Genomic DNA, 18,836 nt, shown 5'->3' with positions numbered 1-18,836 from the left:
TCGCGAGTTCGAGACTCGTTTCCCGCTCCAGTTTCATACTACAACACTCAAACGTAGTTTTGGCGAGATAGCAAAGTGGTTATGCAGCGGATTGCAAATCCGTCTACGCCGGTTCGATTCCGACTCTCGCCTCCATCCCTTTCATGGCGGGGTGGCAGAGTGTTTATGCTATAAGGGGTGCAACCCTTATACAGGCCGGTTCAAATCCGCGCCCCCGCCTCCAATTTCTCAATTTACTGTCTACGCCCGGGTGGTGAAATAGGTAGACACAACGGACTTAAAATCCGTCGGCCCTAAACCGGCCGTGCCGGTTCGATTCCGGCTCCGGGCACCAATAAATATCTGAATTTATTGAAAAACCTAATATTCTAAATTTCTAATTGACAGCTTATTTGTAAGGCTGTCTTTTTTGTTTGTGCCTGATTTGTATCTAACTTGCGCCATTTGCGTCAAATGTGACAAGCTCGTGCAAAGGTCTCAGGCTATGACAACGAGGAAGACCGGTAGCATCTGGTAATCATCGTTTGCTGGACGGCATTATGCGCAAAGCCCACCGCAACCGTCCGCTGATGGAAGCGTAAACCAAACGTAACCGACATCTATCGAAGACCCGTTATGTGGTCGAACAAAGCTTCGGTACGCTGCACCGTAAGTCCCGCTACACTCGGGTAGCCTATTTCGGTCTGATTAAAGTGAGTGCATAAAGCCATCTGAAGGCAATGTGTTTAAACCTGTTGAAAGCAGCTAACAGGCTAAGTGCGCCTGTTGTTACCTAAAAGGCGGCCCGGATGCCTGATTATCAGGTATCTGGGGAGAGTAAAGAGGGGGGTTTGAGTAGAATCAGTGGGTACTTGGAACGAAAACAGTCGAAAATCTATGTTTGGATTTCGGCTGCTGGAAGGAAAAGGAATTTTGCAAAGGTCTCATTTTAAAATTTCCCAAAATGATAAGGCCATCTGAAAATCCTTTTTCAGACGACCTTATCATTCAAATCAGAAGGACTTAAACCAATTTCTCCAGCATCCATTTAACGTAACGGCTGACGCCTTGTTTTACATCCAAGAATTCTTCTTTATACCCAGCTTCGCGCAGCTTGGTAATATCCGCTTGAGTAAAGCTCTGATATTTGCCTTTGAGTGCATCTGGGAATGGAATATAACGGATAAGTTCTTCTTCAACCAACTCTTTCAAACTCATTTCAGGCTTGCCTTCGGCCGCACGACAAGCGTTGACGGTTGCGGCGGCAAGTTCGTTAAACTGTTGGCTACGACCTGTACCGAGGTTAAAGATACCTGAAAGCTCAGGATGATCGAAGAAGTAAAGGTTAACTTTGGCAACATCTTCTACGCTGACAAAATCGCGTGTTTGCTCACCATTACCGTAGCCGTCATTGGCGCCAAACAGATTAACATAACCATGCTCGCGGTATTGGTGGAAATGATGGAAGGCGACGGATGCCATACGGCCTTTGTGTTGCTCCTGCTGTCCATATACGTTGAAGTAGCGGAAGCCAACGACTTGGGCGGTCAGGCCTTCTTTCATGCGGCGGCGCAATACTTGGTCAAACAAGAATTTAGAGTAGCCATATACATTGAGCGGTTTTTCCAGTTCGCGCTCTTCGCGGAAGATTTCGCCCTTGCCGTACACTGCGGCGCTGGAAGCATAAAGGAACGGAATGCGTTCATCCTGACACCAGTCCAAGAGATCAAGTGTGTACTGGTAGTTGTTGTCCATCATGTAAAGGCCGTCATGATTCATGGTATCAGAACATGCGCCTTGGTGGAAAACGGCTTCGATATCGTCGTAAGGCAGAAGATGGCCGCGCACTTGACGGATAAATTCGTGTTTATCGAGATAATGGGCAATTTCACACTCGGCAAGGTTTTTAAATTTTTCGCCTTTGCTCAAATTGTCGACGGCAACAATGTCGGTAATACCGCGCTGGTTAAGTGCTTTGACGATGTTGCTGCCAATAAAGCCGGCCGCGCCTGTTACGATAATGGTCATAATGAATTTCCTTTATTTTGATTTTTCAGACGGCCTTGAAGAAATCATGCTGTCTAAAAATAAAAACTTGTCTGTCTGGATTATTTTCCAACTCTATTTTCAGACGGCCTTTAGATTTTAAGGCCGTCTGAAACCGCAATTATTGCTCTTCCAATGCCTTAGTCAATTCGGCAAACGAGCAAACCGCTGTACCAAGTTTTGCCACGACAACACCTGCCGCAGTATTGGCAAGGTGCATCGCTTCGGGCATGGTATAACCAGCGGCCAAACCCAAGCCCACTCCGGCAATAACGGTATCGCCTGCACCCGATACATCATAGACTTCTTGGGCCCGTGTAGGCTGATAAATCGGCTCGCCCTCATTGAACAGGGTCATACCCTCTTCACTTCGGGTCAGCAAAATCGCGGTCAAATCAAGATGACGGCGCAGGTTTTGGGCTTTTTCAGTCAAATCATTTTCGTTTTTCCAGCTACCCACCACTTCTTTCAACTCTGCACGGTTAGGCGTAATCAGCGTAGCGCCGGCATATTTTTCGTAATCATCGCCTTTGGGGTCGATTAAAACAGGTTTACCGGCCTGTTTCGCCCAATCGATCATATCGGAAATATGCGACAGGCCGCCCTTGCCGTAATCTGAAAAAATAATGGCATCGTATTCAGGCAACACTTCGCAATATTGATGCTTGATTTGTTCCAACACTTCACGATGAGGCGATTCTTCAAAATCAAGTCGGATAAGCTGCTGATTACGGGCAACAACGCGCAATTTGACAGTAGTCGCAATTTGCTTGTCGCGCATCAGATAGGAAGCAACGCCGTCTTGCATCATCAATGCGTCCAACGCATCTGCAGCTTCATCATCGCCAGTCACGGACAACAGCCCTACTTTGCCGCCCAATGAAGCGATATTGCGCGCAACGTTTGCCGCCCCGCCCGCCCGCTGGTCGATACGGGCGATTTTCGCCACCGGCACAGGGGCTTCAGGAGAAATGCGGGACACATCGCCAAACCAATAACGGTCGAGCATCACATCGCCGACAACAAGGACTTTGGCTTGTGCAAAACGGGATTTGAGGGTTTCTTGTTGGAACTTGGTTACCATACTGGCTCCATTAAAATCTCTGTGTAAGGCTTGTTATCGGTTTATTGATCTAACAGCCTAAAAATATCTTGAGGCTCATATACCTGCATATGGTTTTTCGAGTACGACGCCTGTTCATGAGATGACAACAACGCTGCTTTCAGCATGGCTTGCGCCAATTTTTCGACAGCAAGTGGACGTTGGTTTTTCAGCATGCCGATGCGGTTGAGTACGCGAAAAATCCGTTCTGCTATTTTTTCGCCCAAGCGGTCGCTGTTCGGACGAATCAGCAATGGCGGGCGGAAAATAATAAGGTGAGGAAAATTCAAAGCGATAATTGCTTGCTCCAATTCGCCCTTCATCCGTTGATAAAACAGGCGCGAAGCAGAATTTGCACCGGAAGCGGAAATCAAAACCAAAGTATTGACGCCGTTTTCTCGTGCGGCTTTGGCAAATTCAAGATTTGCCTCATAATCAATTGCCCATTGCGCTTCTTTACTTCCTGCTGCTTTCAGGGTTGTTCCCAAGCAGGCAAACAATCATCCTGTACTTCATCGCGCCAATCATCAGGCTGAGAAAAATCAATCTGATGGCTATTTAGCTTTTGGTGGGTAAAATCAGGATGTCTGCGACCGAAGCAGTCGATAGACTCAACCTCTGAACTGGTTGCAAGTAAAGGCAACAAGGATTTTCCTGTTGCGCCTGTCGCACCAATCACAATCGTCTTCATACTTCAGACGGCCTTAAGCGTTGGCTACTCGATTGACTTCACGCAATACGGCTACCGGATCGGCAGCTTTGGTTACCGGACGGCCCATTACCAAATAGGTTGAACCGGCAGCCAATGCTTCGGCCGGTGTCATAATACGGCGTTGGTCGTCATTATTGCCTGCAACGTCCAAGCGGATACCTGGTGTGACCAAGACAAAATCCTGTCCCAATTCACGACGCAATGGTGCGGCTTCTTGAGCGGAACATACCACGCCGTCCAAGCCTGAACTTTGCGCCAGTTTCGCCAAGCGGATGACTTGTTCTTCAGGGGCGATGTTCAAACCGATTTCGGACAAGTCGCTTTGTTCCATGCTAGTCAACACGGTTACGCCGATTAGGAGCGGCTTGGTTTGATATCCGGCAACGGCTTCTGCTGCAGCTTCCATCATGCGGCGGCCACCGGAGGCGTGCATATCGACCATCCAAACGCCCATATCGGCAGCAACTTTACAGGCCTGAGCAACTGTGTGGGGAATATCGTGGTATTTCAAATCGAGGAAAAGTTTGAAACCTTGATTGATTAAGCTTTCTGCCAAATTACGGCCGGTTGCGGTAAACAGCTCTTTGCCGATTTTGATTTGACACAATGCCGGGTCAAGATTGCGGACAAATCCGAGCGTATCTTTTTCGTTGGCAAAATCAAGGGCGACGATAACGGGAGTACGTTGTTGCTGAGTTTGGAAGTCGGAGATCAAGGGATTCATAAGATGCCTGCGGAAACGGTTATAGCTTCGATTTTAACAGCTTTTGTACACAAAAGGCCGTCTGAAAATATTTTTTCAGACGGCCTCATGATTTTACTTCAGCAAAACTTATTTGCCCAAACCTTTCAATACTTCGGCTTTCACGGCTTCTACTGCTTGGGTGCCGTCGACTTTGATGTATTTAGGCGCGTGTTCGCCTTCCAGTTTGCTGTAGAAATCAACCAGAACTTCGGTTTGCTCGTGGTAAACGGCAAGGCGTTTTTTCACGGTTTCTTCTTTGTCGTCGTCGCGTTGAATCAAATCTTCGCCGGTTACGTCGTCTTTGCCTTCAACTTTAGGCGGATTGTAGGTAACGTGGTAAGTACGGCCGGAAGCCAAATGCACGCGGCGGCCGCTCATGCGGTCGACAATCACGCTGTCGGGTACGTCGATTTCAACAACCGCGTCCAAATCCACACCAGCTTCAACCATCGCTTCGGCTTGTGCCAATGTGCGTGGGAAACCGTCAAACAGGAAACCGTTTTTGCAGTCGTCTTGGGCAATACGCTCTTTGACCATGCCGATAATGATGTCGTCGCGTACCAAACCGCCTTCATCAATGATTTTTTTTGCTTCCAAACCCAGCGGAGTGCCTGCTTTGATGGCAGCACGGAGCATATCGCCGGTAGAGATTTGAGGAATGCCGAATGCAGCAGTGATGAATTGAGCCTGTGTGCCTTTGCCGGCGCCTGGTGCGCCCAACAATAATACTTTCATGATGAGTCCTTCTTGGTTTATGGATTTGATGTTTGTTTAATTCTACACGCCTTGCGTTTATCGTTCAAAACTTCAGACGGCCTGCTCTGAGCCAAAGTGCTGCCACGCATCATCGCGCATTTCGATAAACCAGCTGTCTTCGGGGAAGCGTTCCAATGCGTCTTTCAACGTGGAAAGTAGGTTTTGGGACAAGGCTTTTGCCAAATATTCTTCCTCGTTGGCTTCTGCCGCTTTATCCGGCTGTTGCGCTAAACCGAGGGCGCGTGTCCGATGGCCGTGTGCCAGATAGTTGAGCGCAATCACTTTTTGTGCCCAAAGCTGGGGAATACCGGGGCTTTCCTGCAACAACACCGATAAAATCGATACGGCGACCGCCAACCGTCCGCCGGTCATGCGCAAATCTAAGGATTGGTTGGGCGGCAGGGTGCTGAGCATTTCTGCCATGCGAAACCAAAATTCGCCGCTGGCCTCGTCGGGCGCGGCCACTTTCAACATTTCGTAGTTGAACTCTTGATCGTCGTCTTTGACCAGCAAAGCGACATCGGCAAGCAGTTTTTGTTCGTCACGGCTCAAATGGCGTAAATCATTCATGTTTTTTCCTTTCAGACGGCCTCGAACACAGCCCTTACCCTGTCCAAATCTTCCTGCGTATCCACGCCGGCGGCTGGCGCTTCTTGGGCAATTTCAACGGCAATCGGATAACCGTGCCACAGGACGCGCAATTGTTCCAGCGATTCGATGGTTTCCAAAGGAGAAACTTCCATTTCGGAATAGCGTTGCAGGAAGCCTGCGCGGTAGGCATAAATGCCGATATGGCGTAAAACGGCTGTTTCTGAAGGTAATTCGCGTTTTTCGGCGCGCATGGTGTCGCGCGGATAAGGAATCGGAGCGCGGCTGAAATAGATGGCGTTGCGGTTTTTGTCGAGGACGGCTTTGACAACGTTAGGATTCATAAACTCGTCAAAATCGTGCAATTCGTGGGCGGCGGTCGCCATTTGCACATTGTTTTCAACCAAAACTTCAGCCGTACGGTTGATGAGTTCGGGATCGATTAAAGGCTCGTCGCCTTGTACGTTCACAACAATCAGATGCTGCGGCAGTTTCAGCGTATTGGCCGCTTCGGCAAGACGCGTTGTACCGCTTTCGTGTTGATTAGAAGTCATGACCACTTCGACACCGTGCGCCTGACAGGCCGTCTGAATATCAGGATGGTCGGTGGCAACGACAACATGCGCGGCCTTGCTTTTCGCTGCTTGTTCGGCAACACGTACAACCATCGGTTTACCGTGAATATCGGCCAAAGCCTTGCCCGGCAGACGTGAAGAATCCAACCGCGCCGGAATCAATACGACAAATTCGGTCATGCTTTCAGTTCCTCTTCGCTCAACGCTCGTGCTTCGTTTTCCAGCATATAAGGGATGCCGTCACGAATCGGATAAGCCAGCTTTGCCTGACGGCTCCACAATTCCTGTTTGTCTTGATGGTATTCGAGTTTGCCTTTGGTAACAGGACAAACAAGGATGTCTAAGAATTTTTTTTCCATGGGGTTACTTTCTGGTTTGGTGGTTTTAGCGAAAATCACTTTGCTCGTTTTGGCGAAACTTGCTGCACTCGTTTTCAGACGGCCTCAAGCGGCATTATTTTTTCCGTGCCGTTTTCTTCGTTTGCTGTGTACAAGCTTGGTCAGGATTTTTGCCATTGCACATGATCTGACGGATTTCACGGGCTAAGTTTGCGTTTTGACTGGATTTTTCGTATTTTTCGGTGATGATACTCAATATTGGGGTCATTGTTGCTTCAAGATAGCGTGGAGTTTTAGCGAGTATTGATTGACCCACTGCAGTGCCGTAAAAGTCAATCAATGCGTTGACTTCTTCCTGAGTATAAACCGTCTTTATGCCTTCCAAAGCCGCTTTATGCAACTGGGCACGCACTTGCGGTGTATTGATTTCAGCAATCAATTGAGTTGTATATTTTTTCAAGACTGCTTCCAACTGAGGACGTTTGTCTTCCGGCGCATCTTTCCAAAGATTCTGTACATTCGGATCAGAAAGCACAATACCTCCAACGCTTTGGAGAGACTGGTCTAACAGAGCATCCATCTTCTGCACCTCAAACAAACGCTCCAGCGACGCATCACTGGGCGGCGCGGCAAACGCATTGGCACACAATGCCAGCGCAGCGAAGGGTAATAATAAGGTTTTCAGCTTCATCTTTTTCTACCTTTCAACAAAAAATAAATATTTTCAGATAGTCGGAAAATTATTTGGCACACTTCGGCAAATGTTTGTTGCCTTCGCATAAAATACCATGTGTTTGCTCCTCAAAAGCAGGCGTATATTTATCGCTTGCATTGAGGTAGTTTTGACTCATGGTTTTGTGGATAATCTCATCACTCAGCTTATCGAAATGCTTAATTTTCTCGAGCGCAGACTTACCGGCACCATGCCCAAATGCTTCAGTCATCTTTTCTATATCCGATTGGCTCAACATATCCTCAAGATTTCCACCATGCTGTTGGAAACTTCTTATCTTTTTCAAAATATTTTTTCCCTGAGCCGAAGAGAAAAAACGGTTGGTTACATCCACTTCTTCTTGTGTGAATACTTTCTGTACGGCACGCTTTTCTTCATCCAACCATTGTTTTTTCAACTCAGGGCGGCTCAAATCGTCTTGCATGTTTTTCATATAACGGCTGATGACCGCCTTCATCTGCGCTTTTTGAGCTTTGGGCGTCATCGTTAACAAGCGTTCATTGTCCTCTTTATTCACCATCTCTAAAGAACGTTGTACTTTCTCGCTATAATTACTGCTTATCCCTTGAATTTCCAACCATTTCATTGCAGATTCATCACTTGGTTTAGCAGCTAAGCTTTGAGTGGATACAAATAAAGCTGCGCAAGCGACCAACAAATATTTTAACTTCATGATTTACTCCTATTGCGTAGTTTGAAGATCATCTTTAAAACATCTGTGAAACATCTATAAGCATTTAGATTGAAACATTCGCGGATACAAACGCCGCCAAGTCCGGCTCAATTATCGCATAAACAGGCAAGACCCACACATGATTCAAACCGTGGCCGTCTGAAAATTTGACTGCATCCTTTTCCGTGATAATCACCACATCTGCGTCCGGTAAATCCGCGGCCGTAATATCTGCATGATCAGGCAAGGCAACGGTTTGTTTCAAAGCGATATTCATGCTTTGCAACGTATTGAAAAAACGTTCCGGCTTGGCGATACCGGCGACGGCAGCGACGGTTTGATTTCCCAAGCCTTCCAAATCCAATTTCTCAAACGGCCTGTTCAACCGGTAAATCCGCCCTGTTTCAATATGGCTGACAAACATATTTTCAGACGGCTTAAATGCCGCATCTGCCTTTCCGCCACTGACGACGACCGCATCAACGGAAGCCAATCGCGACAAAGGTTCGCGCAAGCTGCCGTTGGGCAGTAAATCCAAATCCGTCCGCCCCGTATCCGCCGCCGGGAATACGGCAATTTCCATATCGCGCTGCAAGGCATAATGTTGCAAGCCGTCGTCGGTCACAATCAATTCAAGCTCCGGATGCGCTGCAAGCAATGCCCTGCCTGCTTCTGCACGGCTGCTGCCTACCGCCGTCGGCGCACCGGTTTGGCGAAACAGCAATAAAGGCTCGTCGCCTGCATCTGCCGCACTGCTGGCTGTATTCAATACATGAACCGCCTTACTCTTGCGCCCATAACCTCGGCTGATGATACCGACCTTAACGCCCTTTTCCTGCAAACCCGACACCAGCGCAGCGACTATCGGCGTTTTCCCTGTTCCGCCTGCATGGATATTGCCGACTACCACCACAGGCACAGGCAATTTTTCGCTTTTCAGACGGCCTGAAACAAAATCATCGCGCCGTTTCGCCGCAATTTTGGCAAACAGCTTGGACAATGGTTTTAACAGCAAAGACAAAAACGGATTGGGGGATTGCCAATGGCGTTCGATAATTTGGTGGAGTTTGGGCATACGCACGGCTTTTGAAGCGAAAATCAAACGATAATATAACACAAGCCCGCCCAGGCAAGGCCGTCTGAACATGCGCCTTTGATAATATTAAAACAAAGGGCGCAAGTTTCATAAAAACGAATACAACGAATCGCTCTAAAACCCTTATAATTCAACTTTCCCAAATTTTTCCTGTTTCGCAATGTCCGAACTCTTCGCGCCCTCCTCCATTTCCGTATCCGAACTCAACGCCCTCGCCAAAGCCTTGTTGGAAGACCATCTCGCAGGCTTGTGGATTGCCGGCGAAGTATCCAACCTGACCCGTGCTGCCAGCGGACATTATTATTTCTCGCTCAAAGACAGCCGCGCTCAGGTGCGTTGCGCGATGTTTAAGGGTGCGGCCATGCGCTTGGCGAAGCCTTTGAAAGAAGGCGACCATATCGAGGTATCAGGAAGAATCAGTATTTATGAAGCGCGGGGTGAATTTCAGATTACGGTGAACGAGGTGCGGCTCAAAGGCTTGGGGCAGCTTTACGAAGCCTATGAGCGATTGAAGGCGCAGTTGCAGGCGGAAGGCGCGTTTTCAGCGGAACGCAAGAAACCTCTGCCCGCCCGTCCGCAATGTATCGGCATCGTCACCAGCCTGGCGGCGGCAGCTTTGCGCGATGTCGTGACCACCTTAAACCGCCGCGCACCCGAAATCCCCGTTATCGTTTATCCGACGCCCGTACAAGGCACAGGCAGCGAGTTGCAAATTGCTCAAGCGATTAAAACCGCTTCGCAACGCGCCGAATGTGACGTGCTGATTGTCTGTCGCGGCGGCGGCAGCATTGAAGACTTGTGGGCGTTTAATGAAGAACCGGTTGTGCGCGCCATCGAAGCCTGCGCAATTCCCGTTGTCAGCGGCGTAGGCCACGAAACCGATTTCACACTCGCCGATTTCGTCGCCGACGTACGCGCACCCACGCCGACCGGCGCGGCAGAACTGGTCAGCCCCAACCGCCAAGAATCGTTACATCGTCTAGCCCAAGCGCAAGGCCGTCTGAAAACCGTTTTGGAGCAACGTTATTTCGATGCCAGCCAAAAACTCGACTGGTTGGCGCGGCAAATCCGTCACCCGCGCCAAAAACTTGACGATCAGCGCGCTTCAATCAGCAAGCTGGCGCAAACGCTGTCTTACTCGATGACGCAAAACCTCCGTGCCCATACCGCCCGTTTTGAACGCCAAACCCAAACCCTGAAACATTGCCGTCCTGATGTTTCCATTTACAAACACAACATCGACCGCTTTCAGACGGCCTTGTCGCATTCCTTCCGCCAGCTGCTTGTCCAACGCTGTCAAAGCCTGATCGCCCAAGCCGCATTGCTCGAAGCCGTATCGCCGCAGCATATTCTGGAGCGAGGTTTCTCCGTCGTCAAAAACACACGCGGACAAGTCATCCGCAATGCCGATACATTGAAACAAGGGCAGAAACTGCACATCACTTTTGCCGACGGCGAAACCGACGTACGCGTGACCAAAGAGCAGGCTCAGGGCGAGTTGTTTGACTGACAAAATAAAGGCCGTCTGAAACTTTATGCGATTGAAGTGAAACTATGTCTGCCTTTTAAAAATCCTTAACCTGCCAATGCGGTATAATGCCTCATCTGCACCCGCAGCATATACGGAAACATTATGGACAACTCACAAAATACAGAAAATCCGATTCCACCACGCAATTCCATCCGCAAAAACAGCATTTACCTGCTGCCCAATTCCTTTACCATCGCCGCACTGTTTTGCGCCTTCTTCGCCATTACACAGTCCATGCACGGACGTTATGAAACGGCGGCGATTGCAGTTTTCCTTTCCATGCTGCTCGACGGCATGGACGGACGCGTTGCACGTTTGACCAACAGCCAGAGCGCATTCGGTGAACAGCTCGACAGCCTCGCCGATATGGTCAGTTTCGGCGTCGCGCCTGCCCTGATTGCCTACAAATGGCAACTTTGGCAGTTTGGCAAAATCGGCTATTCCGTCGCCTTTATCTACTGCGCCTGCGCCGCTCTGCGTTTGGCACTGTTCAACACGCTTATCGGCAAAGTCGACAAACGCTGGTTTATCGGCGTTCCAAGCCCGACCGCCGCTGCGTTGATTGTCGGCCTGATTTGGGTCAACCACAGCATCGAACGCTTCCCCGGCGTGCATTGGTGGGCATTGGGCATTACCCTGTTTGCCGGCATTTCCATGATTGTGCAGATTCCGTTTTGGAGCTTCAAAGAAATCAACATCCGCCGCCAAGTACCGTTTATGGGCATGGTGTTGGCCGTGTTGGTATTGCTGCTCATCAACTGGGAGCCTTCTCTCGTCCTCTTCCTATTTTTCCTCGGTTACAGCCTGTCCGGTTATGTGATGGCAGTCATCCGTTGGTTTAAAAAACGCCATAAAGCACACAAACACGACAAGGCCGTCTGAAATGTGGTCTTGGGACATCATCCTTGCCCTGCTCGCCGTCGGCAGCGCAGCGGGCTTTATTGCCGGACTATTCGGCGTAGGCGGTGGCACGTTGATTGTTCCCGTTGTCTTATGGGCGTTGCAGCTGCAAGGCATAGGCAGCCACCCCTATGCCCAGCATCTTGCCATCGGCACTTCCTTTGCCGTCATGGTGTTTACTACCTTCTCCAGTATGTACGCCCAACATAAAAAGCACGCCATTGATTGGGCGACCGTCCGCCGAATGACGCCGGGCATGATACTTGGCGTACTCCTCGGCGCGGTAACGGCAAAATATATGCCGACGCTGGCTTTGCAAGTTTTCTTTATTGCATTTCTTGCCTTTATCGCAGTCAAAACCCTACGCGATTCCAAACCCAAACCTTCACGCACCCTGCCTGCCCTCCACGGCCTGACAGCCGTGGGTACGCTTTTTGGGGCGGCTTCAAGTTGGGTCGGTATCGGCGGCGGTTCGCTATCCGTTCCATTTCTACTATATTGCAACTTTCCGGCACACCGCGCCATCGGCACATCTTCAGGTCTGGCATGGCCGATTGCGATTGCCGGCACCATCGGCTATTTTGCCAACGGTTTACATGTTGCCCACCTGCCTGAAGGCGCGGCAGGCTTTATCTATCTTCCGGCTGTAGCCATATTGAGCGCTGCCACCATCCTCTTCGCTCCACTCGGCGTAAAAACGGCGCACAAGCTGCCCGCCCGAAAACTCAAAATCGCCTTCGGCATCATGTTGCTGCTGATTGCCGCCAAGATGGCTTGGAATTTGATACATTAAATCTTTCTTGTGAAAAAGGCCGTCTGAAATTCTTTCAGACGGCCTTTTTAATTGCAAAACAACAAACTAAATAAAACCTTTTTACCTTACCCGATTTGCCCCATCGCAAATACAGCCAAGCGCCATATCGCCCATCCTGCCACCAACAATCCGGCGCACAAACGAACCATGCGTTTTTGCAGAAAGGTTTTCAACTGCGCTGCAAATATGCCCATCGCGAGCAGGTTCGGCAAGGTCCCCAATGCAAACGCCAGCATATACAGCCCGCCGTGCAAGGCATTGCCGCTGCCCAAAGCATACAAAGACGCGCTGTACACCAAACCGCAAGGCAGCCAGCCCCAAAGCACGCCGACGCCGAAACAGGCAGGCACTGATTTAATCGGCAGCAATTTGTTCAGCAAAGGATTCAGGCGTTTCCATATCGGTTTACCGATGCCTTCGATTTTGGTTGCGGCAGTCGAAATACCGGCAAGATACAGACCGAGCAAAAGCAGCAAAACATTGGCGGCAATATACAAACCGTTTTGAACCGCGCGCGTATCGTCCAAGGAAATGCCGACCTGCCCGACCAAGCCGACCAGAAGGCCGATGACGACATAGCTGCTGATGCGCCCCAAGTTCAACAATACAATCAGCCCGATTCGGTTTAAATGTGGCGGCAGCTGCAAAGCAAATGCGCTGCTCAATCCGCCGCACATACCGACGCAATGCGTTCCGCCAAAAAAGCCGAGCAGAAAAAGAGTAAGAAATGTGATTTCTTGATTCATGGTTTTTAATGATTCAAACGAATGGATGAGGCCGTCTGAAACTTTTCAGACGGCCCTGAGAATGCAGGATAAGCTTTTCCGCCCACCCTCTTCACGCTTTAGAAAAGCAATTAACTGCGTGCGCGTACGTCAAATGCCTGACGCAAACCTTCGCCGATCATGACCAGCAAAAGCAGCATTACCGTCAGCGTAGCAACGGCAGACAGGCCAATCCACCACGCGTCCAAGTTGTCTTTACCTTGCGCCAGCAACTCGCCCAAACTTGCCTGTGAGGCAGGTACGCCCAAGCCCAAGAAGTCCAAACTGGTCAGGGCAAGTACCGCACCGGAAATACGGAAAGGCAGGAAGGCCAATACCGGCGTCAAGCTGTTGGGCAGGATATGGCGCCACATGATTTCACGGTTGCCCACGCCCATTGCGCGCGCCGCCAAAACATAATCGGTCTGACGGTTTTTCAAAAACTCGGCACGGACATAGTCGGACAAGCCCATCCAGCCGAAAAGCGACAGCAACACCAGCAAAATCAACAGCCCCGGATTAAAAAACGAAGACAGGATAATCAAGAGGTACAGCTCCGGCATACCGCCCCAAACCTCGATAAAACGCTGCATCAGAAGGTCGGTTTTACCGCCGAAATAACCCTGTACCGCGCCTGCAACCACGCCGATTACGGTAGTCACCACAGTCAACACCAAGGCAAACAACAGCGAATCGCGGAAACCGTAAACCAAGCGCGCCAACAGGTCACGGCCGCGGTCGTCCGTTCCCAAGATATGCCGTTCGGACGGTTTGGCCGGATCGGGTGCCGTATCAAAATCGTTTAAAGTATCGGCATCGTAAGGATTGGGCAGATAAAGGGCAAAATTGCCGTCTGAAGTAATGTTGTGGCGGATAAGCGGATCCAGATAATCCGCAGGCGTATCGAAATCGCCGCCAAATGTGGTTTCGTTGTATTCGTTTACCAAGGGGAAGAAATACTCGCCCTGATAGCGTATCCACAAAGGTTTATCGTTGCTCCACAAAGGAGCAAGCAAAGTGACGACAAACAAAACGGCCAAAATCCGCAAAGCCAACCAACCGCGCTTATGCTGCTTAAAGGCTTGCCAAGTAGGGTTTGAAGTAGATTTTTTCTTTTTCATGGTTCGAAACATTCTTTAATAATGGATTGAAGATATTTTCAGACGGCCTTATTTCTGTCCGCCAAAGTGAATACGCGGATCGACCCATGAATAAGAAATATCCGACACCAGTTTAGCCAACAACCCCATCAGCGTGAATACATACAGCGTACCCATTACGACAGGATAATCACGTTTCATCACTGCCTCGTAAGACAGCAAACCCAAACCATCCAGCGAGAACAGCGTTTCAATCAACAGGCTTCCGGTAAAGAATGCGCCGATAAATGCAGCCGGGAAACCGGTAATCAGAGGAATCATGGCGTTGCGGAAAATATGCTTCCACAAAATCTGTTTCTCAGGCAAGCCCTTGGCTCGCGCGGTATAAACATATTGACGGCGGATTTCTTCAAGGAACACGTTTTTCGTCAATACGGTCATCACCGCCAAGTTGCCTGCCACCGAAGCGGTAATCGGCAAGGCCATATGCCATAAATAATCTTTGACTTTACCTGCCCAAGAGAGCGTATCAAAATCATCACCAACCAAGCCACCCTGCGGGAACCAGGCAAAAAAGCTGCCGCCGCCAAATAACACCAGCAACACCAAGCCCAAGACAAACGGCGGTACGGTATAGCCGACCAAAATGATCATCCCCGTAATCGTATCGAATCGGCTGCCATCCCTGACCGCCTTGGCAATACCCAACGGAATACATATCAAATAAGTCAGGAAGAACGTCCACAAACCCAAACTCATCGATACCGGCATTTTCTCTTTTACCAACTCAAATACGGTTTGGTGGTGGAAAAAGCTCTCGCCCAAATCGAAACGGGCAAATTTCCATACCATATCCACAAAACGCGTCACAGGTGGCTTGTCGAAACCGTACAAAGCATTCAGCGCGGCCAAATCTTCCGCACTGATGCGGTTGCCGTTTTTGGCCAAAGTTCCAGGCATACTGTGTCCCGCCGTCTCGCCGCCAACCGCGCCCTGCGTCAGCTGCTGAACCATCTGCTCCACCGGACCGCCGGGAACAAACTGAATCACAGCGAAGGTAATCGCCAAAATCCCCAACAACGTGGGAATCAAAAGGAGCAAACGATGAAAGATATAACGCCACATGGTTAAGTGTTCCTCTATTTTTTGATTTGAAGGCCGTCTGAAACCGCTGACTTCAGACGGCATATAGTAACGGATTAATAAGCGTTTGGCCGATGATTTACTTCTCCAACGCCTCCTGCAATTTCTTCTCAATCAAATCCGCGTCAAACGATTTGGCAATCAGCTCAAAGCGGGAATCACGGCGCCATGAAACTTGGTTTGCGCCCCATTGACCGTCCACCCAGTTCAGCCATACCCATGTACCGAGCACTTGGAACACGCCTTTGGCACGCACGAGACCGTCTGTAAATTTAGGCAGGTCGTTGAAGAAATCAGTCAGTTTTTCGCCATCGAAATCACGTCCGGCAGGGAAAGTAAAGCCTTGCGACTGGAAGCCCATGGTGTTGTCCGGCAGGGCTTTGAGGCGGTAGCGCGATTTTTCGACAACGGGAATATCAAGCCATTGGATGTCAAGTTGCGCATTTTGTACTTCAACCACTTTGGCTTTAGGCGGGAACAGCTTGGCCGCTTTATCATGAAATTCGGCCAGTTGCTCCGGCGTACACAAGTCGGTTTTGCTGGCGACCAATACGTCGCAAATGCCGATTTGGTCTTTATACAAGGCTTGTTGCGCGTAATCGGGATTAATGAATTGGCGCGGATCGACAACAGTAAAGACGGCGCCGATTTCTAGCATACTGTCGAGCGGTTTGGCTTTCAATTCGTCGATAACGCTGGCAGCGTGTGCCAAACCGCTGGCTTCAATCATCAAGCGGTCAGGTTGGGCATCGCGCAGCATTTTTTGTACGGTCGTACCCATTTGCGCGCCGGCAGTACAGCACAAACAGCCGCCGGCGATTTCTGCCACGGGAATGCCGTTGTCGCTCAAGACGGCGCCGTCAATGCCGATTTCGCCAAATTCGTTGACAATGATGACCCATTTTTCATTCGGGTCTTTTTGTGCCATCAGACTTTTAAGGGCGGTGGTTTTGCCTGTTCCGAGGAAGCCTGAAATCAGGTGGACTTTAGTCTTTTTTACTTCTGACATTTTTTACAAATTCCTGTTAAAACAACATGTTCTTCTTTTAATGAGAAACCAGTTTCCGCCACGCCTGCACGCAATGCCGCCCATTCTTGGCTCAAGGTCTGCTCATCTGCCGTACCGCATTCGGTACAAACCAAAATAAACGCGCTGTGGTGCGCTTCGGCTTCTTCGTGGTCATGGCAATGGTCATTGCACTCGTGCTGCGCGTGGCTGCACAGAATATAGCCGTTGACCGCCGCCACTTTGTGCAAAACGCCCTGCTCCGCCCAAAAATCAAGGGCGCGGTAGGCCGTCGGCGGCGCAACCACGCCCTCGCTTTGCTGCTGCATCTGCGACAGAACGTTGTAGGCTTTAATCACGCCGCTTTGTTTCAAAACAATATCAAGCACTTGCTCGCGCAAAGCGGTTACCTGCACACCATCGCGCTGCGCTTGTTCTAAGATTTTTTGTTTGATTACGTTCATAACTGAAACAGCCTTTCAGACGGCCTTGTTAATAAAAAATTACATTATAACGTGTTTGTTCAATTTCAGATAACAAAGAGGCCGTCTGAAACGTTCAGACGGCCTGATGCCGATTACTTAAACCAAGATTTAATTTTTCCAAACAAAGACATACTTTGTTTTTCAAACGTTTCTTCCTTCACCGGAGCAGGCTCATCGCGGTAAACTTTCATGCCTGCAAAGGTCTGGGCAACCGGCATGATTTCGATGGAATTGACGTTCATCCGCGCCGGACGCTGATAGAGCCATAAAGCGGTATCAGCAATATCTTGCGGCTGGATAAACTCGACATTCTCATAAACCTCGGCCGCACGCTGATCGTCGCCTTTGAAACGGACATTGGAAAACTCGGTATCGCCGCACAAACCCGGTTCGATATTGGTAATGCGGATATTTTTATCTGCCAATTCGGCGCGCAGATTCATACTGAATTGGCGCACAAAAGCCTTAGTTGCACCATAGACATTACTGCCGGAATAAGCATAACTGCCGGCAATCGAACCTAAATTGATGATGTAGCCCTGTTTGCGCGCTACCATTTGCGGCAAAATCTGGCGGGTTAGAAAAATCAGGCCGATGATATTGGTTTGAATCATGGTTTCCCAATCGCCAAAATCGGCTTTATCAGCGGAATCCAGACCTAAAGCCAAACCGGCGTTGTTGATCAGGCAATCGATTTCAGCTAAATGCTCAGGCAGGCTGTTTAAAGCGTTTTGAATTGACTCCGTACGAGAAACATCCATTTCCAAAGGGTAAAACTGCTCGCCCAATTCCTCTGCCAACTGCTGCAATTTGTCTTCGCGCCGTGCCGCGCCAATGACATGATAGCCTGCCGCAACAAAAGTACGGCACATTGCCGCGCCGAATCCTGCCGATGCCCCGGTAATCAAAATTGCCATATCGTTTCCTTTCTGTACTCGTTTCAGACTTGGGTTTAAGGTATGATAACGCCTTATCAGACGGCCTGAGAGTTTGGCCGGCTGATTTTAAATTTAACGATAATCATATCATTACAATAGGACACACTCCATATGAAAACCCGTTTTCTCCCTGTTGCTTTGGCAGCAGTGGCGCTTACCCTTTCCGCCTGCGGCGGCAGCAGCGCGCCTTCCCAGCCTAAAGGCCCTATTTCCGAAGACCGTACGGCCGCGTTCAAATCCATGATGCCTGAGTTTACCCGCATGGGCAAAATGGTCAAAGACGAAGAGCCTTACGACGTAGAAAAATTCAAACAAGCCGCCGCAACCTTCGCCGAAAACAGCAAAAAACCGTTCACCCTGTTTGAATCCGACCCTCAAGGCAACGGCCGCGCCCTGCCTGCCATCTGGACAGACACGGCAACCTTCAAAGCCGAAGAAGAAAAATTTGCCGCTGCAGTTGAGAAACTCAACGCCGCCGCACAAACCGGCAAATTGGAAGAAATCAAAGCCGCTTACGGCGAAACCGGTGCAACCTGCAAATCCTGCCACGACACATTCCGCGGTCCGGAATAAGGCTTAAAACAATAAAGGCCGTCTGAAATATCATTTTCAGACGGCCTTTTCTTCAACTGACTTCAAATCTTTCTATATTAACTTTATATTTTGCATTTCATGTTTTTTACCGGTTTCATTTGAAACTAACGGCCCAGTTCACATATCGCAATCAAATTTTCTTCTTCCGGCTGTTTAAATTCAATTAAATCTCCCTTCTTCTCAACCAATCAAATTCAAATTCAGACCTGCTTTATCTT

General features: G+C 49.4%; 22 protein-coding genes, 3 tRNA genes and 1 pseudogene. 8 read left to right on the top strand and 18 right to left on the bottom strand.

The features are described 5' to 3' along the window. The first annotated feature begins 61 nt into the window (after positions 1-61). From HMPREF2952_RS06025 to HMPREF2952_RS10965, 4 genes and pseudogenes are all read left to right on the top strand, one after another. A tRNA-Cys gene (locus HMPREF2952_RS06025) sits at positions 62-135 on the top strand. Positions 136-145: 10 nt separating this feature from the next. Further along, a tRNA-Cys gene (locus HMPREF2952_RS11335) sits at positions 146-223 on the top strand. A 21-nt stretch (positions 224-244) separates the two neighbouring features. Next, positions 245-334: transfer RNA gene (locus HMPREF2952_RS06020), tRNA-Leu, on the top strand. A 146-nt stretch (positions 335-480) separates the two neighbouring features. Further along, positions 481-776 (top strand): annotated as a pseudogene (locus HMPREF2952_RS10965) (transposase); the annotation flags it as partial. A gap of 226 nt (positions 777-1,002) precedes the next feature. Here the strand turns inward: HMPREF2952_RS10965 and rfaD are convergent. The 12 genes from rfaD to lpxK form a co-directional block, all read right to left on the bottom strand. Continuing rightward, entirely contained in the window at positions 1,003-2,007 is a 1,005-nt protein-coding gene (gene rfaD, locus HMPREF2952_RS06015) for an ADP-glyceromanno-heptose 6-epimerase (protein WP_039862484.1), read from the bottom strand. Positions 2,008-2,146: 139 nt separating this feature from the next. After that, positions 2,147-3,109 carry a D-glycero-beta-D-manno-heptose-7-phosphate kinase gene (gene rfaE1, locus HMPREF2952_RS06010; RefSeq protein ID WP_004520810.1) on the bottom strand — a complete coding sequence of 321 codons (963 nt, stop codon included), beginning with the start codon at positions 3,107-3,109 and terminating at the stop codon, positions 2,147-2,149. A 41-nt stretch (positions 3,110-3,150) separates the two neighbouring features. Beyond that, positions 3,151-3,615 carry a Rossmann-fold NAD(P)-binding domain-containing protein gene (locus tag HMPREF2952_RS06005; protein WP_004520811.1) on the bottom strand — a complete coding sequence of 155 codons (465 nt, stop codon included), beginning with the start codon at positions 3,613-3,615 and terminating at the stop codon, positions 3,151-3,153. After that, complete coding sequence (locus HMPREF2952_RS11515) at positions 3,600-3,818, bottom strand: Rossmann-fold NAD(P)-binding domain-containing protein (RefSeq protein ID WP_004520812.1); 219 nt, start codon at positions 3,816-3,818, stop codon at positions 3,600-3,602. Before HMPREF2952_RS11515 ends, HMPREF2952_RS06005 begins: the two co-directional genes overlap by 16 nt. Before the next feature lie 13 nt (positions 3,819-3,831). Beyond that, on the bottom strand, positions 3,832-4,563 hold the full coding sequence (gene pyrF, locus HMPREF2952_RS06000; protein WP_049335590.1) for an orotidine-5'-phosphate decarboxylase: 732 nt from the start codon (positions 4,561-4,563) through the stop codon (positions 3,832-3,834). Between the two features lie 108 nt (positions 4,564-4,671). Then, the gene (gene adk / locus HMPREF2952_RS05995; RefSeq protein WP_003746105.1) at positions 4,672-5,319 is read right to left on the bottom strand and encodes an adenylate kinase; all 648 of its coding nucleotides are present in this window, start codon (positions 5,317-5,319) and stop codon (positions 4,672-4,674) included. A 72-nt stretch (positions 5,320-5,391) separates the two neighbouring features. Then, the gene (locus tag HMPREF2952_RS05990; protein ID WP_070695374.1) at positions 5,392-5,910 is read right to left on the bottom strand and encodes a 3-deoxy-manno-octulosonate cytidylyltransferase; all 519 of its coding nucleotides are present in this window, start codon (positions 5,908-5,910) and stop codon (positions 5,392-5,394) included. 11 nt (positions 5,911-5,921) lie between these two features. Beyond that, positions 5,922-6,683, bottom strand: a complete 762-nt coding sequence (gene kdsB / locus HMPREF2952_RS05985) for a 3-deoxy-manno-octulosonate cytidylyltransferase (protein WP_070695373.1) — start codon at positions 6,681-6,683, stop codon at positions 5,922-5,924. Further along, positions 6,680-6,862: a Trm112 family protein gene (locus HMPREF2952_RS05980; protein ID WP_003679524.1), complete on the bottom strand. Its 183-nt coding sequence runs from the start codon at positions 6,860-6,862 to the stop codon at positions 6,680-6,682. Before HMPREF2952_RS05980 ends, kdsB begins: the two co-directional genes overlap by 4 nt. A gap of 94 nt (positions 6,863-6,956) precedes the next feature. Further along, positions 6,957-7,532, bottom strand: a complete 576-nt coding sequence (locus tag HMPREF2952_RS05975; protein ID WP_049335588.1) for a DUF2059 domain-containing protein — start codon at positions 7,530-7,532, stop codon at positions 6,957-6,959. A gap of 49 nt (positions 7,533-7,581) precedes the next feature. Then, a complete protein-coding gene (locus HMPREF2952_RS05970) occupies positions 7,582-8,247 on the bottom strand; it encodes a DUF2059 domain-containing protein (protein ID WP_049344150.1) in 666 nt (221 codons plus the stop codon). Between the two features lie 64 nt (positions 8,248-8,311). Beyond that, complete coding sequence (gene lpxK, locus HMPREF2952_RS05965; RefSeq protein ID WP_049335618.1) at positions 8,312-9,322, bottom strand: tetraacyldisaccharide 4'-kinase; 1,011 nt, start codon at positions 9,320-9,322, stop codon at positions 8,312-8,314. 181 nt (positions 9,323-9,503) lie between these two features. Here lpxK and xseA point away from each other — a divergent pair, with 181 nt between their 5' ends. The 3 genes from xseA to HMPREF2952_RS05950 all read left to right on the top strand — a co-directional run bounded on the left by xseA (position 9,504) and on the right by HMPREF2952_RS05950 (position 12,567). Further along, positions 9,504-10,853: an exodeoxyribonuclease VII large subunit gene (gene xseA / locus HMPREF2952_RS05960; protein ID WP_049344148.1), complete on the top strand. Its 1,350-nt coding sequence runs from the start codon at positions 9,504-9,506 to the stop codon at positions 10,851-10,853. 123 nt (positions 10,854-10,976) lie between these two features. Beyond that, on the top strand, positions 10,977-11,756 hold the full coding sequence (pssA, locus tag HMPREF2952_RS05955; RefSeq protein ID WP_004520826.1) for a CDP-diacylglycerol--serine O-phosphatidyltransferase: 780 nt from the start codon (positions 10,977-10,979) through the stop codon (positions 11,754-11,756). A 1-nt stretch (position 11,757) separates the two neighbouring features. Next, positions 11,758-12,567 carry a sulfite exporter TauE/SafE family protein gene (locus HMPREF2952_RS05950; protein WP_070695372.1) on the top strand — a complete coding sequence of 270 codons (810 nt, stop codon included), beginning with the start codon at positions 11,758-11,760 and terminating at the stop codon, positions 12,565-12,567. Positions 12,568-12,653: 86 nt separating this feature from the next. Here HMPREF2952_RS05950 and HMPREF2952_RS05945 read toward each other — a convergent pair whose 3' ends face one another. The 6 genes from HMPREF2952_RS05945 to HMPREF2952_RS05920 all read right to left on the bottom strand — a co-directional run bounded on the left by HMPREF2952_RS05945 (position 12,654) and on the right by HMPREF2952_RS05920 (position 18,003). Continuing rightward, on the bottom strand, positions 12,654-13,334 hold the full coding sequence (locus HMPREF2952_RS05945) for a sulfite exporter TauE/SafE family protein (RefSeq protein WP_003680951.1): 681 nt from the start codon (positions 13,332-13,334) through the stop codon (positions 12,654-12,656). Positions 13,335-13,444: 110 nt separating this feature from the next. After that, on the bottom strand, positions 13,445-14,485 hold the full coding sequence (locus tag HMPREF2952_RS05940; RefSeq protein WP_004520828.1) for an ABC transporter permease: 1,041 nt from the start codon (positions 14,483-14,485) through the stop codon (positions 13,445-13,447). A 36-nt stretch (positions 14,486-14,521) separates the two neighbouring features. Continuing rightward, complete coding sequence (locus HMPREF2952_RS05935; RefSeq protein ID WP_039862485.1) at positions 14,522-15,577, bottom strand: ABC transporter permease subunit; 1,056 nt, start codon at positions 15,575-15,577, stop codon at positions 14,522-14,524. A 97-nt stretch (positions 15,578-15,674) separates the two neighbouring features. After that, the gene (locus tag HMPREF2952_RS05930; RefSeq protein WP_003682934.1) at positions 15,675-16,604 is read right to left on the bottom strand and encodes a CobW family GTP-binding protein; all 930 of its coding nucleotides are present in this window, start codon (positions 16,602-16,604) and stop codon (positions 15,675-15,677) included. Then, entirely contained in the window at positions 16,592-17,065 is a 474-nt protein-coding gene (locus tag HMPREF2952_RS05925; RefSeq protein WP_004520830.1) for a Fur family transcriptional regulator, read from the bottom strand. Before HMPREF2952_RS05925 ends, HMPREF2952_RS05930 begins: the two co-directional genes overlap by 13 nt. A gap of 113 nt (positions 17,066-17,178) precedes the next feature. After that, entirely contained in the window at positions 17,179-18,003 is an 825-nt protein-coding gene (locus HMPREF2952_RS05920; protein WP_049335582.1) for an SDR family oxidoreductase, read from the bottom strand. A gap of 132 nt (positions 18,004-18,135) precedes the next feature. Here HMPREF2952_RS05920 and HMPREF2952_RS05915 point away from each other — a divergent pair, with 132 nt between their 5' ends. Then, on the top strand, positions 18,136-18,597 hold the full coding sequence (locus HMPREF2952_RS05915) for a c-type cytochrome (RefSeq protein ID WP_004520832.1): 462 nt from the start codon (positions 18,136-18,138) through the stop codon (positions 18,595-18,597). Positions 18,598-18,836: the final 239 nt, after the last annotated feature.

Source organism: Neisseria sp. HMSC068C12, assembly GCF_001814095.1.
GTDB classification, from domain to species: Bacteria; Pseudomonadota; Gammaproteobacteria; order Burkholderiales; family Neisseriaceae; genus Neisseria; species Neisseria perflava.
This window is presented reverse-complemented; position numbering and strand designations above follow the sequence as displayed.